Origin of the sequence: Mycobacterium palustre (assembly GCF_002101785.1) — a bacterium.
GTDB classification, from domain to species: Bacteria; Actinomycetota; Actinomycetes; order Mycobacteriales; family Mycobacteriaceae; genus Mycobacterium; species Mycobacterium palustre.
In genome coordinates this window covers 47,978-64,174 of sequence record NZ_LQPJ01000090.1, presented here as the reverse complement: position 1 = coordinate 64,174, position 16,197 = coordinate 47,978, and the positions used below count along the sequence as shown (strand labels likewise).

Here is a 16,197-nt window from a genome sequence, read left to right as displayed (position 1 = left end):
GCCTCGGCCGTCGGGCGATCGGGCGATCGGATGGGCCCTCAGCGGGGGTCGGGACGGTATTTGGCCACCAACGACCGGACCGTGTCCATGGCGGCCACGGCGCGCTCCCGGTCGGCGGCCTGGATCGCCATCAGCGGGATGTACTCGTCGTCGTGCAGGTCGATCCGCGCCCATCGGCTGCCTTGGGGAAACGACACACCGACCACGTCCGGCCAGCGAATCAGCCGGTAGCCCAACAGGTTTCGCACCGATAGCCCGGAGGGGCCCACCCGCAGCCGGGGCCGCGCGAACAGCACCACGATGCCGGCGATCACCAACCCCAGGACGGCCATCGCGACCTGGTCGGATGTCTGGAAGATCACCCCGCTGGACCGCATCTTGAGCGCCACGCCCACCGCGATGTGGGCGGCGGCGATCACCAACGCCGCGGCGTAGATGAAGGGCGGCGAGCGGTGGGGGCGCACCTCGACGTCCCATGCCTCACCCGTCGGCGAGGACGTCACGACCGCGCGCGCAGGTCGCGCAGCGTCAGCGCGGCGGTGAGCGCGGCCCCGGCGGCCTGGGCGCCCTTGTCCTCGACCGAGGTGGGCAGCCCCGCCCGGGCCAGCGCCTGCTCCTCGGTGTCGGTGGTCAACACCCCGTTGGCGACCGGCGTGGAGGCGTCCAGGGCGACGCGGGTCAGCCCCTGGGTGACCGAATCGCAGACGTACTCGAAATGCGGTGTCTCGCCGCGGATCACGACGCCCAGGGCGATGACGGCATCATGGTTGGAGGCAAGCTGCTGGGCCACCACCGGGATCTCGATCGCGCCGAGCACCCGCACCACCGTCGGATCGTCGATCCCCGAGTCGGCGGCGGCTTTGCGGGCGCCGGCCAGCAGCGCATCACAGATTTCGGTGTGCCAGGTGCTCGCGACGATGCCGAGCCGCAGGCCGGACGCGTCGACCGATGGCAGTTCCGGCACGCCGGCGGCTGGGCTCATGGGCGCCGCTCCTCCTCATCACTTCGTTCTGCATCGTCGCCGGCGCGGCTCATGGGCGCCGCTCCTCCTCATCACTTCGTTCTGCATCGTCGCCGGCGCGGCTCATAGGCGCCGCTCCTCCTCATCACTTCGTTCTGCATCGTCGCCGGCGCGGCTCATAGGCGCCGCTCCTCACAAAGCACCGCCGAATTCCCCTGGGAGATGGACGGATTCGTGAAAGTCGTCCAGGCCGGCCAGGTCGTGGCCCATCTTGTCACGCTTGGTCATCAGGTAGCGGATGTTTTCGGCGTTAGCCCGCACCGGCAGCGGCACCCGCTCGATGATGTGCAACCCGTACCCGTCCAGCCCGACCCGCTTGGCCGGGTTGTTGGTCAGCAGGCGCATCGAGCGGACCCCGAGGTCGACGAGGATCTGCGCGCCGATCCCGTAATCCCTTGCGTCGGCCGGCAAGCCGAGCTTGAGGTTCGCGTCGACGGTGTCGGCGCCGGCGTCCTGCAGCTGGTAGGCCTGCAGCTTGTGCATCAGCCCGATGCCGCGGCCCTCGTGGCCGCGCATGTAGAGCACCACGCCGCGGCCCTCGCGCGCCACCATCGCCATCGCCGCGTCGAGCTGCGGCCCGCAGTCGCAGCGCCGCGAACCGAACACGTCGCCGGTCAGGCATTCCGAGTGCACCCGGACCAACACGTCGTCGCCGTCGGCGTGCGGGCCGGCGATCTCGCCGCGAACCAGCGCCACGTGCTCGACGTCCTCGTAGATGCTGGCGTAGCCGATCGCGCGAAACTCCCCGTGCCGCGTCGGGATCCGCGCCTCGGCGATCCGCTCGATGTGCTTCTCGTGCTTGCGGCGCCACTCGATCAGGTCGGCGATGGTGATCAGCGCGAGATCGTGCTCGTCGGCGAAGACGCGCAGCTCGTCGGTCTGGGCCATCGCGCCCTCGTCCTTCTGGCTGACGATCTCGCAGATCGCGCCGGCGGGCTGCAGCCCCGCCATCCGGGCGAGGTCGACGGCGGCCTCGGTGTGGCCGGGCCGGCGCAACACGCCACCGTCCTTGGCGCGCAACGGAACCACGTGACCTGGGCGGGTGAAGTCGTCGGCGACGCTGGCGGGGTCGGCAAGCAGCCGCATCGTGGTCGCCCGATCCGAAGCCGAAATCCCGGTGCCGACTCCGTTTTTGGCGTCGACGGTGACGGTGTAGGCGGTGCCGTGCTTGTCCTGGTTCACCGCGTACATCGGCAGCAACCCCAGCCGGTCGCAAATCGCGCCGTCCAGCGGGACGCACAAATAGCCCGAGGTGTAGCGGACCATGAAGGCCACCATCTCCGGCGTCGCCTTTTCGGCGGCGAAGATCAGGTCGCCCTCGTTCTCGCGGTCCTCGTCGTCGATGACGATCACGGCCTTACCCGCCGCAATGTCGGCAACCGCCCTTTCGACGGAGTCCAACCTCGTCATCGCTTCTGCCTTGCTGTCGTAGGGCTCGTGGGGGCAAGCCCAGTGTCGCATTCAGTATGAACCACCGAGCGCCCCCGGTTATTGCCGCGCGGCCGCGGGCGGCGGCCCGCCCCTATTCGCGGGGTGATTGCGCGGCCATCAAGCGCTCGACGTATTTGGCGATGACGTCGACCTCGAGGTTCACCCGCGTTCCGACCGGCGCGCGGCCCAACGTCGTCATCTCTCGCGTGGTGGGGATCAGCGACACCTCGAACCAGTGGCGTGGCTCGTCGCCGACCCCGGACACCGTCAAGGAAATCCCGTCGACGGTGATCGAGCCCTTCTCGACGACGTAGCGGGCCACCTCAGCGGGCACCTCGATGCGCACCACTTCCCAATGCTCCGAGGGCGCCCGGGACGCGATCTGGCCGGTGCCGTCGACGTGGCCCTGCACGATGTGGCCGCCCAGCCGGCTGTTGACGGCCGCGGCGCGCTCGAGGTTCACCCGGCCGCCGACCTGCAATTCGCCCAGGTTGGACCGGTTGAGGGTCTCCCCCATCACGTCGGCGGTGAATTGGCCGTCCGGCAGCAGCTCGGCGACCGTCAGGCACACGCCGTTGACGGCGATCGAATCGCCGTGGCGCGCGTCGGCGGTGACCACGGGCCCGCGAAGCGTCAGCCGCGCGGCATCCGCGAGCAGATCCCGGCCGGTTACCTCGCCGAGCTCCTCGACAATTCCGGTGAACATTGCACCAGGTTAATGCGCCAATGCGCGGGTCGGCCCGGCCCGCATCCGGAGGGCCGGTCACCGGCACCCTCTACGATGCTGGGTATGCAGACACGCCACCGTCTAATGGCCGTCCTCGCTTCCCTGACCTTCGCCACCGCTTTGATCGCCGGATGCTCGTCGGGCTCGAAACAGAGCGGTGCGCCGCTTCCCGACGCAACGACCCTGGTCAAGCAGTCCGCCCAAACGACCAAGAACGTCAAGAGCGGCCACCTCGTGTTATCGGTGAGCGGAAAGATCACCGGGATGCCGATCAAAACGCTGACCGGTGACCTCACGGTCACACCGGCGACCGCCGCGTCCGGGAACGCCACCATCACACTCGGGGGGTCTGACATTCAGGTCGATTTCGCGGTCGTCGACGGCGACCTGTACGCCACGCTCACCCCGAACAAGTGGAGCGATTTCGGGAAGGCCTCCGACATCTACGACGTGTCTGTGATCCTGAACCCCGACACCGGACTGGCCAACGCGCTGAACAACTTCAGCAACGCCAAGGCCGAGGGGCGCGAGACCATCAACGGGCAGACCACGATCAAGATCAGCGGGAACGTCTCCGCGGACGCGGTGAACAAGCTCGTGCCCCCCTTCAACGCGTCGCAGCCGGTGCCGGCCACGGTGTGGATCCAGGAGACCGGCGAGCATCAGCTGGTCCAGGCCAGCCTGCAGAAGAGCGAGGGCAACTCGGTGCAGATGACCTTTTCCAACTGGGGCGAGGCGGTCAACGTCACCAAGCCCCCGGTGAGCTCGTGACCGCGCAGACCGGGCGCCGCGTCGCGATCAGCGCCGGCAGCCTCGCCGTGCTGCTGGGTGCCCTCGACACCTACGTCGTGGTCACCATCATGCGCGACATCATGCACGACGTCGGGATCCCGGTTAACCAGCTGCAGCGCATCACCTGGATCGTCACGATGTACCTGCTGGGCTACATCGCCGCCATGCCGCTGCTGGGCCGCGCCTCCGACCGCTTCGGCCGCAAGCTGCTGCTGCAGGCCAGCCTGGGGCTGTTCATCGTCGGGTCGGTGGTCACCGCACTGGCCGGCGGCTTCGGCGACTTCCACCTGCTGATCGCCGGGCGGACCATCCAGGGCATCGCCAGCGGCGCCCTGTTGCCGGTGACGCTGGCTTTGGGCGCGGACCTGTGGTCGCAGCGCAACCGCGCCGGCGTGCTGGGCGGCATCGGCGCCGCGCAGGAGCTGGGCAGCGTGCTGGGCCCCCTCTACGGCATCTTCATCGTCTTCTTGTTCCACGACTGGCGGTACGTGTTCTGGATCAACGTCCCGCTGACGCTGATCGCGATGGTGATGATCCAGTTCAGCCTGCCGGCGCGGCAACGCACCGACGAGCCCGAGCGGATCGATCTGGTCGGCGGCCTGCTGCTGGCGCTGGCGTTGGGCCTCGCCGTGATCGGGCTGTACAACCCCAACCCGGACGGCAAACATGTGCTGCCGAGCTACGGCCTGCCGCTGGTGATCGGGGCGGCCGTCGCCGCCGTGGCCTTCGTGGTGTGGGAGCGCTTCTCGCGCACCCGGCTGATCGACCCGGCCGGGGTGCGGTTCCGGCCGTTTTTGGCGGCGCTGGGCGCCTCGTTGACCGCCGGCGCGGCGCTGATGGTGACGCTGGTCGATGTGGAGCTGTTCGGCCAGGGCGTGCTGCAGATGGACCAGAACCAGGCGGCCGGGCTGTTGCTGTGGTTCCTCATCGCGCTGCCGATCGGCGCGGTGCTGGGTGGGTGGATCGCCACCCGGATCGGCGACCGCGCCATGACGTTCATCGGGCTCTTGATCGCCGCCTATGGGTACTGGCTGATTCACTACTGGCGCGAAGACGTCATGGGGCACCGGCACAACATCTTCGGGTTGCTCAACGTGCCCGCGCTGCACGCCGACCTGCTGGTCGCCGGCCTCGGTTTGGGCCTGGTGATCGGGCCGCTGTCGTCGGCCGCGCTGCGGGTGGTGCCCGCCGCGCAGCACGGCATCGCCTCCGCGGCGGTGGTCGTGGCCCGCATGACGGGCATGCTGATCGGTGTGGCCGCGCTGACCGCGTGGGGCTTTTACCGGTTCAACCAGATCGTGGCCGGGCTCACCGCGGCCATCCCCGCCAACGCCACCCTGTTCGAGCGCGTGGCTGCGCAGGGCTCGATGTACCTGAAGGCGTTCGCGATGATGTACGGCGACATCTTCGAGGTCACCGTCGCCATCTGCGTGGCCGGGGCGCTGCTCGGCCTGCTGGTCGGCGGCCGCAAGGAACACGCCGGGGAACCCGAGGTTCCCGAGCAGCGGCCCGCGACCAGCCCGGCGCGCACCCCCTGAGCCCCGCCAGCGGGGTCGCGGCGATCGCGAGCGCGGCGGAGCCGGGCGACGCGGGTCGCCGCCAGCAGGTCTAGTCGCCGTGCGGCACCAGGCTGAGCACCAGGTCGGGGCCGGCCCGGTCGATGCCGTCGAAGTGCCACCGCAACGCCCGCGCGATGGTGGGCACCCCGACGTCGTCGACGGCGGTGTTGGCACCACCCAACAGGATCGGGGCGACGTAGGCCAGGATGCGGTTGATCGCCCCGGCCCGCAGGAAGGCCCCGGCCAGGGTCGGGCCGCCCTCCAGCAGCACGTCGGTGCGGTCCGACAGCGCCTTGATGACCTCCATCGGGTCGTGGGTGCGGATCACCATGGTGCGCGAATCGTCGTTGAGAACCTTTGCCTCCGGCGGTATTTCACGCATGCCCACCACGACCCGCAGCGGCTGGCGGTCCGCCAGCGAGCCGTCGGGCAGCCGGGCGGTCAACGCCGGATCGTCGGCCAGCACGGTGCCCGTCCCGACCACGATCGCGTCGGCGATGGCGCGGCGACGGTGTAGGTCGGAGCGGGACGCCTCGCTGGAGATCCACTGGCTGGTCCCGTCGGCGGCGGCGCTGCGGCCGTCGACGCTGCTGGCGTACTTCCACGTCACGTGCGGCAGCCCGGTCCGCGTCTTGTGCAGCCACTCCCGCAGCGGTCCTGCGGTCACCTGGTCGGCCAGCACGCCGGACCGCACCTGCACGCCCGCCGCCTGCAGCCGGCCCGCGCCCCCGCCGGCGATCCCGTTCGGGTCGGCCACCGCGTAGACGACGGCGCTCACCCTCGCCTCGATCAGGGCGTTGACGCACGGCGGGGTCTTGCCGTAGTGGTTGCACGGCTCGAGCGTGACCACGGCGATGCCCCCGGCGGCCAGGCCCCCGGCCCGGCGCAGGGCCAGCACCTCGGCGTGGTCACCGCCGGCGGGCTCGGTGGCACCCACCCCGACGACGCGGCCCTGGGTGTCGACGATCACGCAGCCGACCGGGGGGTTCGGGTAGGTGGTGCCCTTGACGTGATAGGAGTGCTCGATCGCCAAACGCATTGCCGCGTCTAGGCTTTCGACCGACTGGCTGGACGGCTGGTTCATGCGCGCAGGTGCGGTGACGCGGCGGCGGCCTGCCGGCGCAATGCCGCTACCGCGGCCGCCGGATCTTCCGCCCCGTAGACCGCCGACCCGGCGACGAAGCAGTCGACGCCGGCCTCGGCGGCCTGTTCGATGGTGTCCTCGTTGACGCCGCCGTCGATCTCGACCAGGATGCTCAGCTCCCCCGCATCGATCATCTTGCGGGCGGTGCGGACCTTGCCGAGCACCTCGGGGATGAAGCTCTGCCCGCCGAAGCCGGGCTCGACCGACATGATCAGCAGGGTGTCGAAGTGCGGCAGGATTTCCAGGTAGGGCTCGAGCGGGGTGCCGGGCTTCACGCTGATCCCCGCTTTGGCGCCCGCGGCGCGAATGTCGCGCGCGACCCCGACCGGGTTGTCGGTGGCCTCGGCGTGGAAGGTGACGTTGTAGGCGCCCGCCTCGGCGTACGGGGGCGCCCAGCGGTCCGGGTCCTCGATCATCAGATGGCAGTCCATCGGGATGCTGGAGGCGGCCAACAGGCTTTCCACCACCGGCAGGCCGATGGTCAGGTTCGGCACGAAGTGGTTGTCCATCACGTCGACATGCAGCCAGTCGGCGCCGCGCACGGCGGCCGCTTCGTCGGCGAGCCGAGCGAAGTCCGCGGACAGGATCGACGGCGCGATCAGAGGCCCCCCGGGGGGTCCCGCACTGCGAGGCATGAGCGACAGACTACGCAGCCCGGCGCCCTATCTCACGTCAGGCGCGGCGCAGCGCGGCGGCAAACATGGTTTGGTTCGCCGCCACGCTACCCCGGCAAGCGGCGCAGCGCGGCGGCAGCCTCATGGTTTGGTTCGCCGCCACGCTACCCCGGCAAGCGGCGCAGCGCGGCGGCAAACATGGCATCGGTGCCGTGCCGGTGCGGCCACAGCTGCACCGAGCCCTCCGCGGGACCCTCCGCCAGGTCCGCGGGCTCGAACAGCGGCGTCGTGTCCAGCGCCGACACGGGCTGGCGGCGCAGCGCGTCGCCCACGACCCCGACGGTTTCGGCGAGGTGCGGCGAACAGGTCGCGTACAGCACCACGCCGCCGGGCCGGGTCAGCGCGATCGCCGCGGCCAGCAGCTCGCGCTGCAACTTGGCCAGCACCGGCACGTCGGCCGGCTGGCGCCGCCACCGGGCCTCGGGCCGGCGGCGCAACGCGCCCAGGCCGGTGCAGGGCGCGTCGACGAGCACCCGGTCGAAGATAGGCTCGAGCCCGCTGTCCCGCCCGTCGACGCGCAGCACGTCGACCGGAAGCCCGCGGGTGTTCGCCACCACCATGTCGGCGCGGCGCGGCGCCGACTCGACCGCCGTGACCCGGGCGCCGGCTTTGGCCCCCAGCCCGGCCAGCAGCGCGGTCTTGCCGCCGGGCCCCGCGCACAGGTCCAGCCACCGCCCGGTGTCGCCGTCGACCGGCGCCAGCGTCAGCGCGCGGGCCACCAGCTGGCTGCCCTCGTCCTGGACCAGCGCCGCCCCGTCGCGCACCGGCGCCAGCCGCCCGGGATCGCCGCCCGGCAGGTACACCGCGTACGGCGAATAGCGGCCGAGCGTGCCGCCCACCGCCTCGGCCAGCTCGGCGGCGCCAAGCACCCCGGGCCGCGCCGCCAGGTGCACCTGGGGACGGGCGTCGTCGCTGGCCAGCACCGCGTCGAGCTCGGTGGCGGCCGCCCCCAGCGCGTCGGCGAACGCCTGGGCGATCCAGCGCGGGTGGGCGTGCACGAACGCGGCGTGGCCGACCGGGTCCCGCGACGGGTCGGGGGCCAGCTCGTCGACCCAGGACTTCTCGTCCCGGATGGCGATGGTGCGCAGCACCCCGTTGACGAAACCCGCTCGCGCCGAGTCGAATTCGATGGCGGCCTGTTCGACGGTGGTGGACACCGCGGCGTGCGCGTCGACCCGGGTGCGCAACAGCTGATAGGCGCCCAGCCTGAGCAGGTCGAGCAGCACCGGGTCGATGGCTTCCGGCGGGCGTCCGGCCGCCGCGCCGATGATCGCGTCGAGCAGGCCGCGGGTGCGGCAGGTGCCGTAGGTCAGTTCGGTGGCGAAAGCGGCGTCGCGGCCGCCGATTCCGCGCTCACGCAGCAGCGCGGGCAGGGCCAGGTTCGCGTACGCGTCGCGCTCGGTGACGGCGCGGAGCACCTCGAACGCCGCGGCACGTGCGGGGTCCAGCGGCCGGCGCCGCCGCTGCGGTTTGCGGCTCATGACGCCCGCGCGGCGGGGGCGAGTCGGGCGCCTCGCGCCCAGTCGACGGCGTTCATGAATTTCTTTCCGGGCGGCTGGATCTGGCCAAGCCGCACCGGATCCGAACCGGTGCCGACCCAGACGCTCTTGCGGTCGGCGCGAATCGCGCCGGGCGGCAACGGTTCCGGCGCGGCCGCGTCGATCTGCACCGGCCCCAGCTTGACCCGCAGGTCACCGATCAGCGTCCAGGCGCCCGGGTTGGGCGTGACGGCGCGAATCCGGCGCTCCACCACCGCCGCCGGCAGGTTCCAGCGTACCCGGGCCTGCTCGACGGTGACCTTCGGCGCGACGCTGACCCCGTCGGCCGGCTGCGGCCGCGGCACCAGCGTCCCGTCTTCGATCCCGTCCAAGGTGGCCGACAGCAGCGCCGCCCCCGAAACGGCAAGGCGCTCAAGCAGATCGCCCGCGGTGTCGGTCGGCCGGATAGCTTCGGTGACGACGCCGTAGACCGGTCCGGAGTCCAGGCTCGGTTCGATCCGGAAGGTGGTCGCGCCGGTGATGGTGTCCCCGGCGGCGATGGCGGCCTGCACGGGCGCCGCGCCGCGCCAGGCGGGTAGCAGCGAGAAGTGCAGATTCACCCAGCCGTGCGGGGGCACGGCGAGCAGGTCCTTGCGCAGCAGCGCCCCGTAGGCCACCACCGGACAGCAGTCCGGCGCCAGCCCGGCGAGCTCGGCGACGAACTCCGGCGAGTTCGGCCGCGACGGCCGAAGCACCGGAATGCCGCGGTCCAAAGCCTCCCGGGCCACCGGCGACGGCTCGGGCCTGCCGCGCCGGCCGGAGGCCGCATCGGGCCGGGTCAGCACGGCGATCACCTCGTGTCGCGGCGAGTCGGCGAGGCGACGCAGCGCGGGCAGCGCGGGCTCGGGGGTGCCGGCGAAGACGAGGCGCACCGGCACAGTCTAGGAACTTTCCCGCGGCGCGCCCCGATCAGTTGCATTAGTATACTGTTGCTAACACATACAATTGTCGGTAGTAAGGGTTCGCGCTAGAGCCCGCACCAAAAGGAGGTCGGATGACTCTTGAGACCACTGCTCGCGACGAGATCGCGGCGGCGCACCGGACGATGTGGGCGCTGGGTGACTACGCGCTGATGGCCGAGGAGGTGATGGCGCCGCTGGGTCCGATCCTGGTGGCCGCCACGGGCATCGGGCCGGGCGTTCGGGTGCTCGACGTCGCCGCGGGCTCGGGGAACATCTCGCTGCCCGCCGCCAGGGCGGGGGCGACGGTCGTCTCCACCGACCTCACCCCCGAGCTGCTGCAGCGGTCGCAAGCCAGGGCCGCGGCGCAGGGGCTGACGCTGGAATACCGCGAAGCCAACGCGCAGGCGCTGCCGTTCGGCGACGGCGAGTTCGACGCCGTGATATCGGCGATCGGCGTGCAATTCGCACCGCAGCAGCAGCGCGCGGCCGACGAACTGGTCCGGGTCTGCCGACCCGGCGGGACGATCGGCGTGATCAGCTGGACCCCCGAGGGATTCTTCGGCCGGATGCTGGCCACCATCAGGCCGTACCGGCCGAGCCTGTCGCCGGCGGTGCCCCCGGCGGCGTTGTGGGGACGCGAAGGATACGTCGCGGGCCTGTTCGGCGACCGCGTCGAGCCCGTCAGGACGGCGCGGTGCGACCTGCACGTCAACCGGTTCGACAGCGCCGACGCCGTGCACGGCTACTTCAAGGCGCACTACGGTCCGACGATCGAGGCGTACGCCAACATCGGCCACAACCCGGTGCTGGTCGCCGAGCTCGACGCGCAGCTCGTCGAACTGGCGCAGCAGTACCTGGTCGACGGCGCGATGCGGTGGGAGTACCTGCTGTTCACCGCCCGAAAGCGCTGAGCCGGCGTGCGCGCGCCGAGAGCGGCTAGAGATCGATCTCCGCGTCGAGGTGGACGTCCGGCTCGCCGCCGGCGGCGGTGAACGCGGTCAGCGCCCGCACCAGGCCGTGGCGCTCGGGCGGCGGCATCTTCTCCACGATGGCGGCGATCTCGGCGCGCCGGTACTCGGTGACCCGGCGCACGACCTCGCGTCCGCGCTTGGTCAGCGCGGCCAGCAGTTCGCGCCGGGACGTCGGGTGCGGCAGGCGGTCGATGAGCCCGGCCGCCACCAGCCTGTCGACCATGCGTCCCGTCGCCGACGGCTGCACGCCCAGCAGACCGGCCAGCGTGGCCAAATTGACCGGGCCCCGGTTGGACAGGATCACCAGCGTCCGAAACTGCGGAATGGTGATCGTCTCGTCGACCTGACCCACCGAACGCGCCGATATCGCCATCAGCAACCGGGAGGCCGTCAGCAACGCATCGGTGATCACGTCCAAAGACTCGTCGGCCGTCGTCGTGTTGTCCGCCGCCATCGCGCCCCTCCTCCGGGTGCCCCCGGGCTATCAGCGGGCCAAAGAGTAGGCCAATGAGTAGGAAGTGTAAAAGCCTTCCAATGTCGAACTCAGGAACTGTTTCCCACCCATACTATCGCCCAAGGGGCGATTCGCTAACCGATGTGCAGCGGGTCGACCTGCACCCGCACCGGCTCGGTGTTCTGCCGGGCGCTGAGCACCCCCACGCCGCGGCGCAACGCCGACGCCAGCGTCAGGCCGTGCTCGCGGGGCACCCGCACCAGCATCCGGGTCACCGGCACGTCCGGGGGCGTGCCCGCCGGGCGGCGCACGCCGGGGGGAAGGTCCACCGGGCCGAGCACGTCGGCCCCGTCGGGCAGCCGGACCTCGTCGAGCAGCGCCGAAACCGCCTCGGCCGCACCGTCGATCGCGGCCATGTGCACGCTGGGCGGCAGGCCGACCTCCGCCCGCGCCGCCAGCTCGGCCTCGGCGTGCCCCACCGGATCCCAGCGGATCAGCGATTGCACTGTGGGGATTGTTGATTCGGCGACTACCATCACCACCCCGCCGTCGCCGCGGGCCCGCACCAGCGCGGCGGCGGTCATCCAGCGCCACAGCGCGTCCTCGGCCGCGCGCAGGTCCTGCCGCCCCAGCAGCGCCCAGGTGTCCAGCAGCAGGGCGGCCCCGTAGCCGCCCGCCGCGCGCGGCTCGGCGCCCGGCGTGGCGACGACCAGGGCCGGCCGGGCGGCCACCTCCGCCACGATCGCCTCGCCCGCCGACGTGACGACGGGGGTACCGGCGAACGCCCGGCCCAGCTCCTCGGCCGTGCGCCGCGCCCCGACGACCACCGCCCGGATCGCCTCCGAGCCGCACCGCGCGCAGCGCGGCGCCGGATCGAAGCGCCCGCACCAGCGGCACACCACGCCGGGCGCGCCCCGGTCCTGCAGGGACTCGGCCAGTGAGAGCGGGCCCGTGCAGTGCCGGCAGCGCGCGATGGCGCGGCACCGGGCGCAGGCCAGCGAGGGCACGTAGCCGCGACGGGGCACCTGCACCAGCACCGGCGCACCGGACTGCAGCGACGAGCGGGCGGCGCGCAGCGCGGTCGACGGGATCCGCGCGGTGCGGGCCGCGGGGTCGCGTTCCTGCGCGTAGCCGCTGTCGTCGAGGGCGACCACCCGCGGGGTGCGGGCCCGCACCACCGGCCGGGCCGCGACGATGTCGTGCGCCCACCCGCTGCGCACCAGCGCGTGGGCTTCGGCGGTCCGCGCGTAGCCGCCGATCAGCGCCGCACAGCGCGCCTGATGCGCGCGCAGCATCGCCACCTCCCTGGCGTGCGGGTACGGCGCCCGCGGCTCGGCCAGGCTGTCGTCGGCGTCGGCCCACACCATCACCAGGCCCAGGTCGCTCAGCGGCGCGAATACCGCACTGCGCGTGCCGATTACCAGCCGCGCGGTGCCCCGCAGCGCCGCGAGCCAGCGCCGGTAGCGGGCCGCCGGGCCCAGGCCCGCCGACAGCGCCACGACGCGGCGCTCGTCGATCCGGGCGGTCGCGGCAAGCCACAGGGTGTCCAGGTCGCGCTGGTCGGGCACGATCGCCAGCGCGGAGCGTCCGGCCCGGACGGTTTGCGCGGCGGCGTCGGCGAATCGGTCGGCCCACGACTCGCCCGGCAGCGCCTGCCACACGGCGCGGGCGGCGCGCGACTCGGCCAGGGCCGCCAGGAACTGCGCGCCGCGCCCGTACGCCTCCCAGCCCGAGGGGTCGACGGGCCCGACCGCCGGCGACGGCAGCGCCGGCGCCGGCTCCCGCTCGACCCGGGCGTGCCGCGGGGGCACCGCGAGCCGCAACACGTCGGCCCGGGTCCCCGCGTAGCGCGCCGCCACCGCGTCGACCAGCCGCCGAATCTCCGTTGTCAGCACCGGTTCCGGCGACACGACGCGGTCCAGCCAGCCCAGCTTGCCGGCGTGGTCGGTGTCGTTGCGGCGCTCCAAAACGAACGCGTCCACCAGCCGGCCGTGGAACCGCACCCGCACCCGAACGCCCGGCTGGGCGTCGTCGGACTGCTCGGCGGAAACCAGATAATCGAACTCGCGGTCCAAGTGGGGCACCGAGAGCATCGGCAGCACCCGGGCGATCGGTTCTACCTCGACGGCAATTACCTTGCTGGGCAACAGAACCGACAATTATCCTTCGTCGGGCTCGTAATAGTCCTCGTAGTCCGGCTCGTAGTAGGGCTCCTCGCGCCCGAAGAAGAACCCCGCCGTGATCAGGACCTGGGCCGCGGCGTACAGCCACCAGATCGGCACCGCCAGCGCGTCGTTGTACAGGATGAACCGGCCGATCGCGATCATCGCGTCGGACGCCGCAAAACACACCGCCCCCACCGCCGTCCAGATCGTCGGCAGGTCGGCCAGCAGCGCCATGCAGACCATGGCGGTCAGCACGATCATGTACAGCGTCACCGGAATCGTCAGCCTGTCACGCGCGAGGTGCGGCCAGAACAACGCCAACAACGACACCGACAGCAGGCACATCAAAACGATTGCGGCCAGCCGCGCGCGCGACACCCGGGCCAACGGAAACAGCGCGCCGATGAAACACAAGTGCGCCAGCAGGAATGCGGCCAGCCCGAACCCGAACGACATGGTCCACCACGGGATCGCCAGCAGCCAGTCGCCGACGGCCGACAACAGCAGCGCCGGCATCAACCACCGGCGCTCGCGCACGATCGGGTGCGCCACCGCGGCGGCGGCCAGCAACACCGCCATCGACGCCTTGAACGGCGGCTGCAGAATCCAGTGCCCCGTCAACGCCGTTCCGGGCGGCGAGCGCAACGCGAGCACGGTCAGGTAGACGCCGTAGCCGAGGCCCGCCCAGCCGGCCACCACCCAGCCGCCGGACACCAGGCGGGGTGCGTACGGTACTTCCATGCCCAGCTTGGACACCGCCGACGAGAAACCCGGTATCGACCCCATTCTGCTGAAGGTACTGGATGCGGTTCCGTTCCGGTTAACAACTGACGATGGTGTCGACGCGGCGCGGCAACGGTTCCGCGACCTGCCGCGCCGGCCGTTGCATCCCGAGCTGCGGGTCGAGGATCGCACCATCGCCGGCCCGGCCGGCCCGATACCGGTGCGGATCTACTGGCCTCCAAGCCATCCCGACGGCGGCGCCCCCGTCGTGCTGTTCTTCCACGGCGGCGGCTTCGTGGTGGGCGACCTCGACACCCACGACGGCACGGCGCGCCAGCACGCGGTCGGCGCCGACGCGATCGTGGTGTCCGTCGACTACCGACTGGCGCCGGAGCACCCCTACCCCGCCGCGGTCGAAGACGCTTGGGCCGCAACGCTGTGGGTCGCCGAGCGCGGCGGCGAGCTCGGCGCCGACGCGTCGCGGATCGCGGTCGCCGGGGATTCGGCCGGCGGGACCATCGCCGCGGCGACCGCGCAGGCGAGCCGTGACAACAGCGGGCCGGCGCTGCGTTTCCAGCTGCTGTGGTATCCGTCCGCCATGTGGGACCCGTCGCTGCCGTCCTTCACCGAGAACGCCACCGCCCCGATCCTCGACACGCACGCCATCGCCCAGTTCTCCCGTTGGTACGCAGGCGAACTCGACCCGAGCGACCCACCCGCGGGGCTCGCCCCGGGGCGGGCGACGAACCTGTCGAACCTGCCGCCGGCCTACATCGGAGTCGCCGGCCACGACCCGCTGCGCGACGACGGCATCCGCTACGGCGAGCTGCTGGCCGCCGCCGGCGTCCCGGTCGAGGTGCACAACGCCGAGACGATGGTGCACGGCTACCTCGGCTACGCCGGCATCGTGCCCGCCGCCACGGCCGCGCAGGAACGGGGACTCGCGGCGCTGCGCAATGCCCTGCACGGGTGAACACCGGGCGTACGGTGAACCAATGATCGAGCCGACCCCCGAGCCGGCCAGGGCCCGGCCGGGCATCGACCCGACGTTGAAGATGTTGCTGGACGCCTTCCCGATGACCTTCAACGCCGCCGACGGCGTCGAGGTCGCGCGCTCGAGGCTCCGGCAGCTCAAGGTGCCCCCGGAATTGCTGCCCGACCTGCGGACCGAGGAGCGCACGATCGGTTACGGCGGGCTCGCCGGCATTCCCGTCCGGATCTACTGGCCGGCGAGCGCATCCGGGGCCCTGCCCGTCGTGGTCTTCTGCCACGGCGGCGGGTTCGCGCTCGGGGATCTCGAGACCCACGATCCGCTGGCCCGCGTGCACGCCGTCGGCGCCGGGGCCATCGTCGTGTCGGTCGCCTACCGGCTGGCCCCGGAGCACCCGTTCCCGGCCGGGGTCGACGACTGCTGGGCCGCGCTGCGGTGGGTGGCCGAAAACGCCGCCGAGCTGGGCGGTGACCCGAACCGGATCGGCGTGGCCGGCGACTCGGCCGGGGGTAACCTCGCCGCGGTGATGGCGCACCTGGCCCGCGAAAATGGCGGGCCGGCGCTGCGATTCCAGCTGCTGTGGTACCCGGTCGTGACCGCCGACCTGTCGCTGCCGTCGCACACCGAGAACGCCCACGCGCCCATCCTGGACAAAGACGTGATCGACGCGTTCCTGTCGTGGTACCTGCCCGACCTGGAGATCACCGATCCCACGCAGCTACCGGTCACACTGGCCCCGGCCAACGCCGCCGACCTGTCCGGATTGCCGGCCGCCTTCATCGGCACCGCCGAACACGATCCGCTGCGCGACGACGGCGCCCGCTACGCCGAACTGCTCGACGCCGCGGGTGTGGCCGTCGAGCACCGCAACGAGCCGAACCTGGTGCACGGCTACGCCAGCTTCTCGCTGGTGATACCCGCCGCCGCGGAAGCCACCCAGCGCGGGCTGGCCGCGCTGAGCAAGGCCCTGCACGCCTAGGACGGTGCGCGCCGCGCATATTCGATGGGCGCCCCTTGCGCCGTCAACCCGTTAACAGCCGCCCGCTTCGGCCATACAGTGGGGAGATGGCGACGCTCAGCGTCGAGCGGGGACCCGCTCGCAGGC

The 16,197-nt window shown here is 71.8% G+C and carries 16 protein-coding genes; 5 read left to right on the top strand and 11 right to left on the bottom strand.

Annotated elements, in window-relative coordinates; translation table 11 throughout:
- Positions 1-38: 38 nt before the first annotated feature.
- From AWC19_RS09870 to AWC19_RS09855, 4 genes are all read right to left on the bottom strand, one after another.
- Complete coding sequence (locus AWC19_RS09870; protein ID WP_085077875.1) at positions 39-503, bottom strand: PH domain-containing protein; 465 nt, start codon at positions 501-503, stop codon at positions 39-41.
- Positions 500-982, bottom strand: coding sequence for a 6,7-dimethyl-8-ribityllumazine synthase (ribH, locus tag AWC19_RS09865; RefSeq protein WP_085077874.1), 483 nt, complete (start codon positions 980-982; stop codon positions 500-502). Before ribH ends, AWC19_RS09870 begins: the two co-directional genes overlap by 4 nt.
- A 171-nt stretch (positions 983-1,153) precedes the next feature.
- Positions 1,154-2,431, bottom strand: coding sequence for a bifunctional 3,4-dihydroxy-2-butanone-4-phosphate synthase/GTP cyclohydrolase II (locus AWC19_RS09860; protein WP_085077873.1), 1,278 nt, complete (start codon positions 2,429-2,431; stop codon positions 1,154-1,156).
- A gap of 112 nt (positions 2,432-2,543) precedes the next feature.
- Positions 2,544-3,158 carry a riboflavin synthase gene (locus AWC19_RS09855; protein WP_085077872.1) on the bottom strand — a complete coding sequence of 205 codons (615 nt, stop codon included), beginning with the start codon at positions 3,156-3,158 and terminating at the stop codon, positions 2,544-2,546.
- A gap of 84 nt (positions 3,159-3,242) precedes the next feature.
- Here AWC19_RS09855 and AWC19_RS09850 point away from each other — a divergent pair, with 84 nt between their 5' ends.
- Positions 3,243-3,950: an LppX_LprAFG lipoprotein gene (locus AWC19_RS09850; RefSeq protein WP_085077871.1), complete on the top strand. Its 708-nt coding sequence runs from the start codon at positions 3,243-3,245 to the stop codon at positions 3,948-3,950.
- Positions 3,947-5,509: an MFS transporter gene (locus tag AWC19_RS09845; protein ID WP_085077870.1), complete on the top strand. Its 1,563-nt coding sequence runs from the start codon at positions 3,947-3,949 to the stop codon at positions 5,507-5,509. The genes AWC19_RS09850 and AWC19_RS09845 overlap by 4 nt, the downstream gene beginning before the upstream one ends.
- A 70-nt stretch (positions 5,510-5,579) precedes the next feature.
- Here the strand turns inward: AWC19_RS09845 and ribD are convergent, their stop codons facing one another.
- The 4 genes from ribD to fmt all read right to left on the bottom strand — a co-directional run bounded on the left by ribD (position 5,580) and on the right by fmt (position 9,758).
- Entirely contained in the window at positions 5,580-6,614 is a 1,035-nt protein-coding gene (ribD, locus tag AWC19_RS09840; protein WP_085077869.1) for a bifunctional diaminohydroxyphosphoribosylaminopyrimidine deaminase/5-amino-6-(5-phosphoribosylamino)uracil reductase RibD, read from the bottom strand.
- Entirely contained in the window at positions 6,611-7,309 is a 699-nt protein-coding gene (rpe, locus tag AWC19_RS09835) for a ribulose-phosphate 3-epimerase (RefSeq protein WP_085077868.1), read from the bottom strand. The genes ribD and rpe overlap by 4 nt, the downstream gene beginning before the upstream one ends.
- A 143-nt stretch (positions 7,310-7,452) precedes the next feature.
- Positions 7,453-8,829: an RsmB/NOP family class I SAM-dependent RNA methyltransferase gene (locus AWC19_RS09830; protein WP_085077867.1), complete on the bottom strand. Its 1,377-nt coding sequence runs from the start codon at positions 8,827-8,829 to the stop codon at positions 7,453-7,455.
- Positions 8,826-9,758, bottom strand: coding sequence for a methionyl-tRNA formyltransferase (gene fmt, locus AWC19_RS09825; RefSeq protein ID WP_085077892.1), 933 nt, complete (start codon positions 9,756-9,758; stop codon positions 8,826-8,828). Before fmt ends, AWC19_RS09830 begins: the two co-directional genes overlap by 4 nt.
- Positions 9,759-9,880: 122 nt before the next feature.
- Between fmt and AWC19_RS09820 the strand changes: the two genes are divergently transcribed.
- Positions 9,881-10,699, top strand: coding sequence for a class I SAM-dependent methyltransferase (locus AWC19_RS09820; protein ID WP_085077866.1), 819 nt, complete (start codon positions 9,881-9,883; stop codon positions 10,697-10,699).
- A gap of 25 nt (positions 10,700-10,724) precedes the next feature.
- On the opposite strand, the gene AWC19_RS09815 is transcribed toward AWC19_RS09820, so the two are convergent.
- From AWC19_RS09815 to AWC19_RS09805, 3 genes are all read right to left on the bottom strand, one after another.
- Positions 10,725-11,213 (bottom strand): MarR family winged helix-turn-helix transcriptional regulator, encoded by a 489-nt coding sequence (locus AWC19_RS09815; protein WP_085077865.1) that lies wholly within the window; start codon positions 11,211-11,213, stop codon positions 10,725-10,727.
- Positions 11,214-11,347: 134 nt separating this feature from the next.
- A complete protein-coding gene (locus AWC19_RS09810; protein WP_085077891.1) occupies positions 11,348-13,306 on the bottom strand; it encodes a primosomal protein N' in 1,959 nt (652 codons plus the stop codon).
- 66 nt (positions 13,307-13,372) lie between these two features.
- Positions 13,373-14,119 (bottom strand): lysoplasmalogenase, encoded by a 747-nt coding sequence (locus AWC19_RS09805; RefSeq protein WP_085077864.1) that lies wholly within the window; start codon positions 14,117-14,119, stop codon positions 13,373-13,375.
- Here AWC19_RS09805 and AWC19_RS09800 point away from each other — a divergent pair.
- The gene (locus AWC19_RS09800; protein WP_085077863.1) at positions 14,118-15,074 is read left to right on the top strand and encodes an alpha/beta hydrolase; all 957 of its coding nucleotides are present in this window, start codon (positions 14,118-14,120) and stop codon (positions 15,072-15,074) included. The two genes, AWC19_RS09805 and AWC19_RS09800, sit on opposite strands and share 2 nt — an antisense overlap.
- A gap of 22 nt (positions 15,075-15,096) precedes the next feature.
- Positions 15,097-16,071, top strand: a complete 975-nt coding sequence (locus AWC19_RS09795; RefSeq protein ID WP_085077862.1) for an alpha/beta hydrolase — start codon at positions 15,097-15,099, stop codon at positions 16,069-16,071.
- Positions 16,072-16,197: the final 126 nt, after the last annotated feature.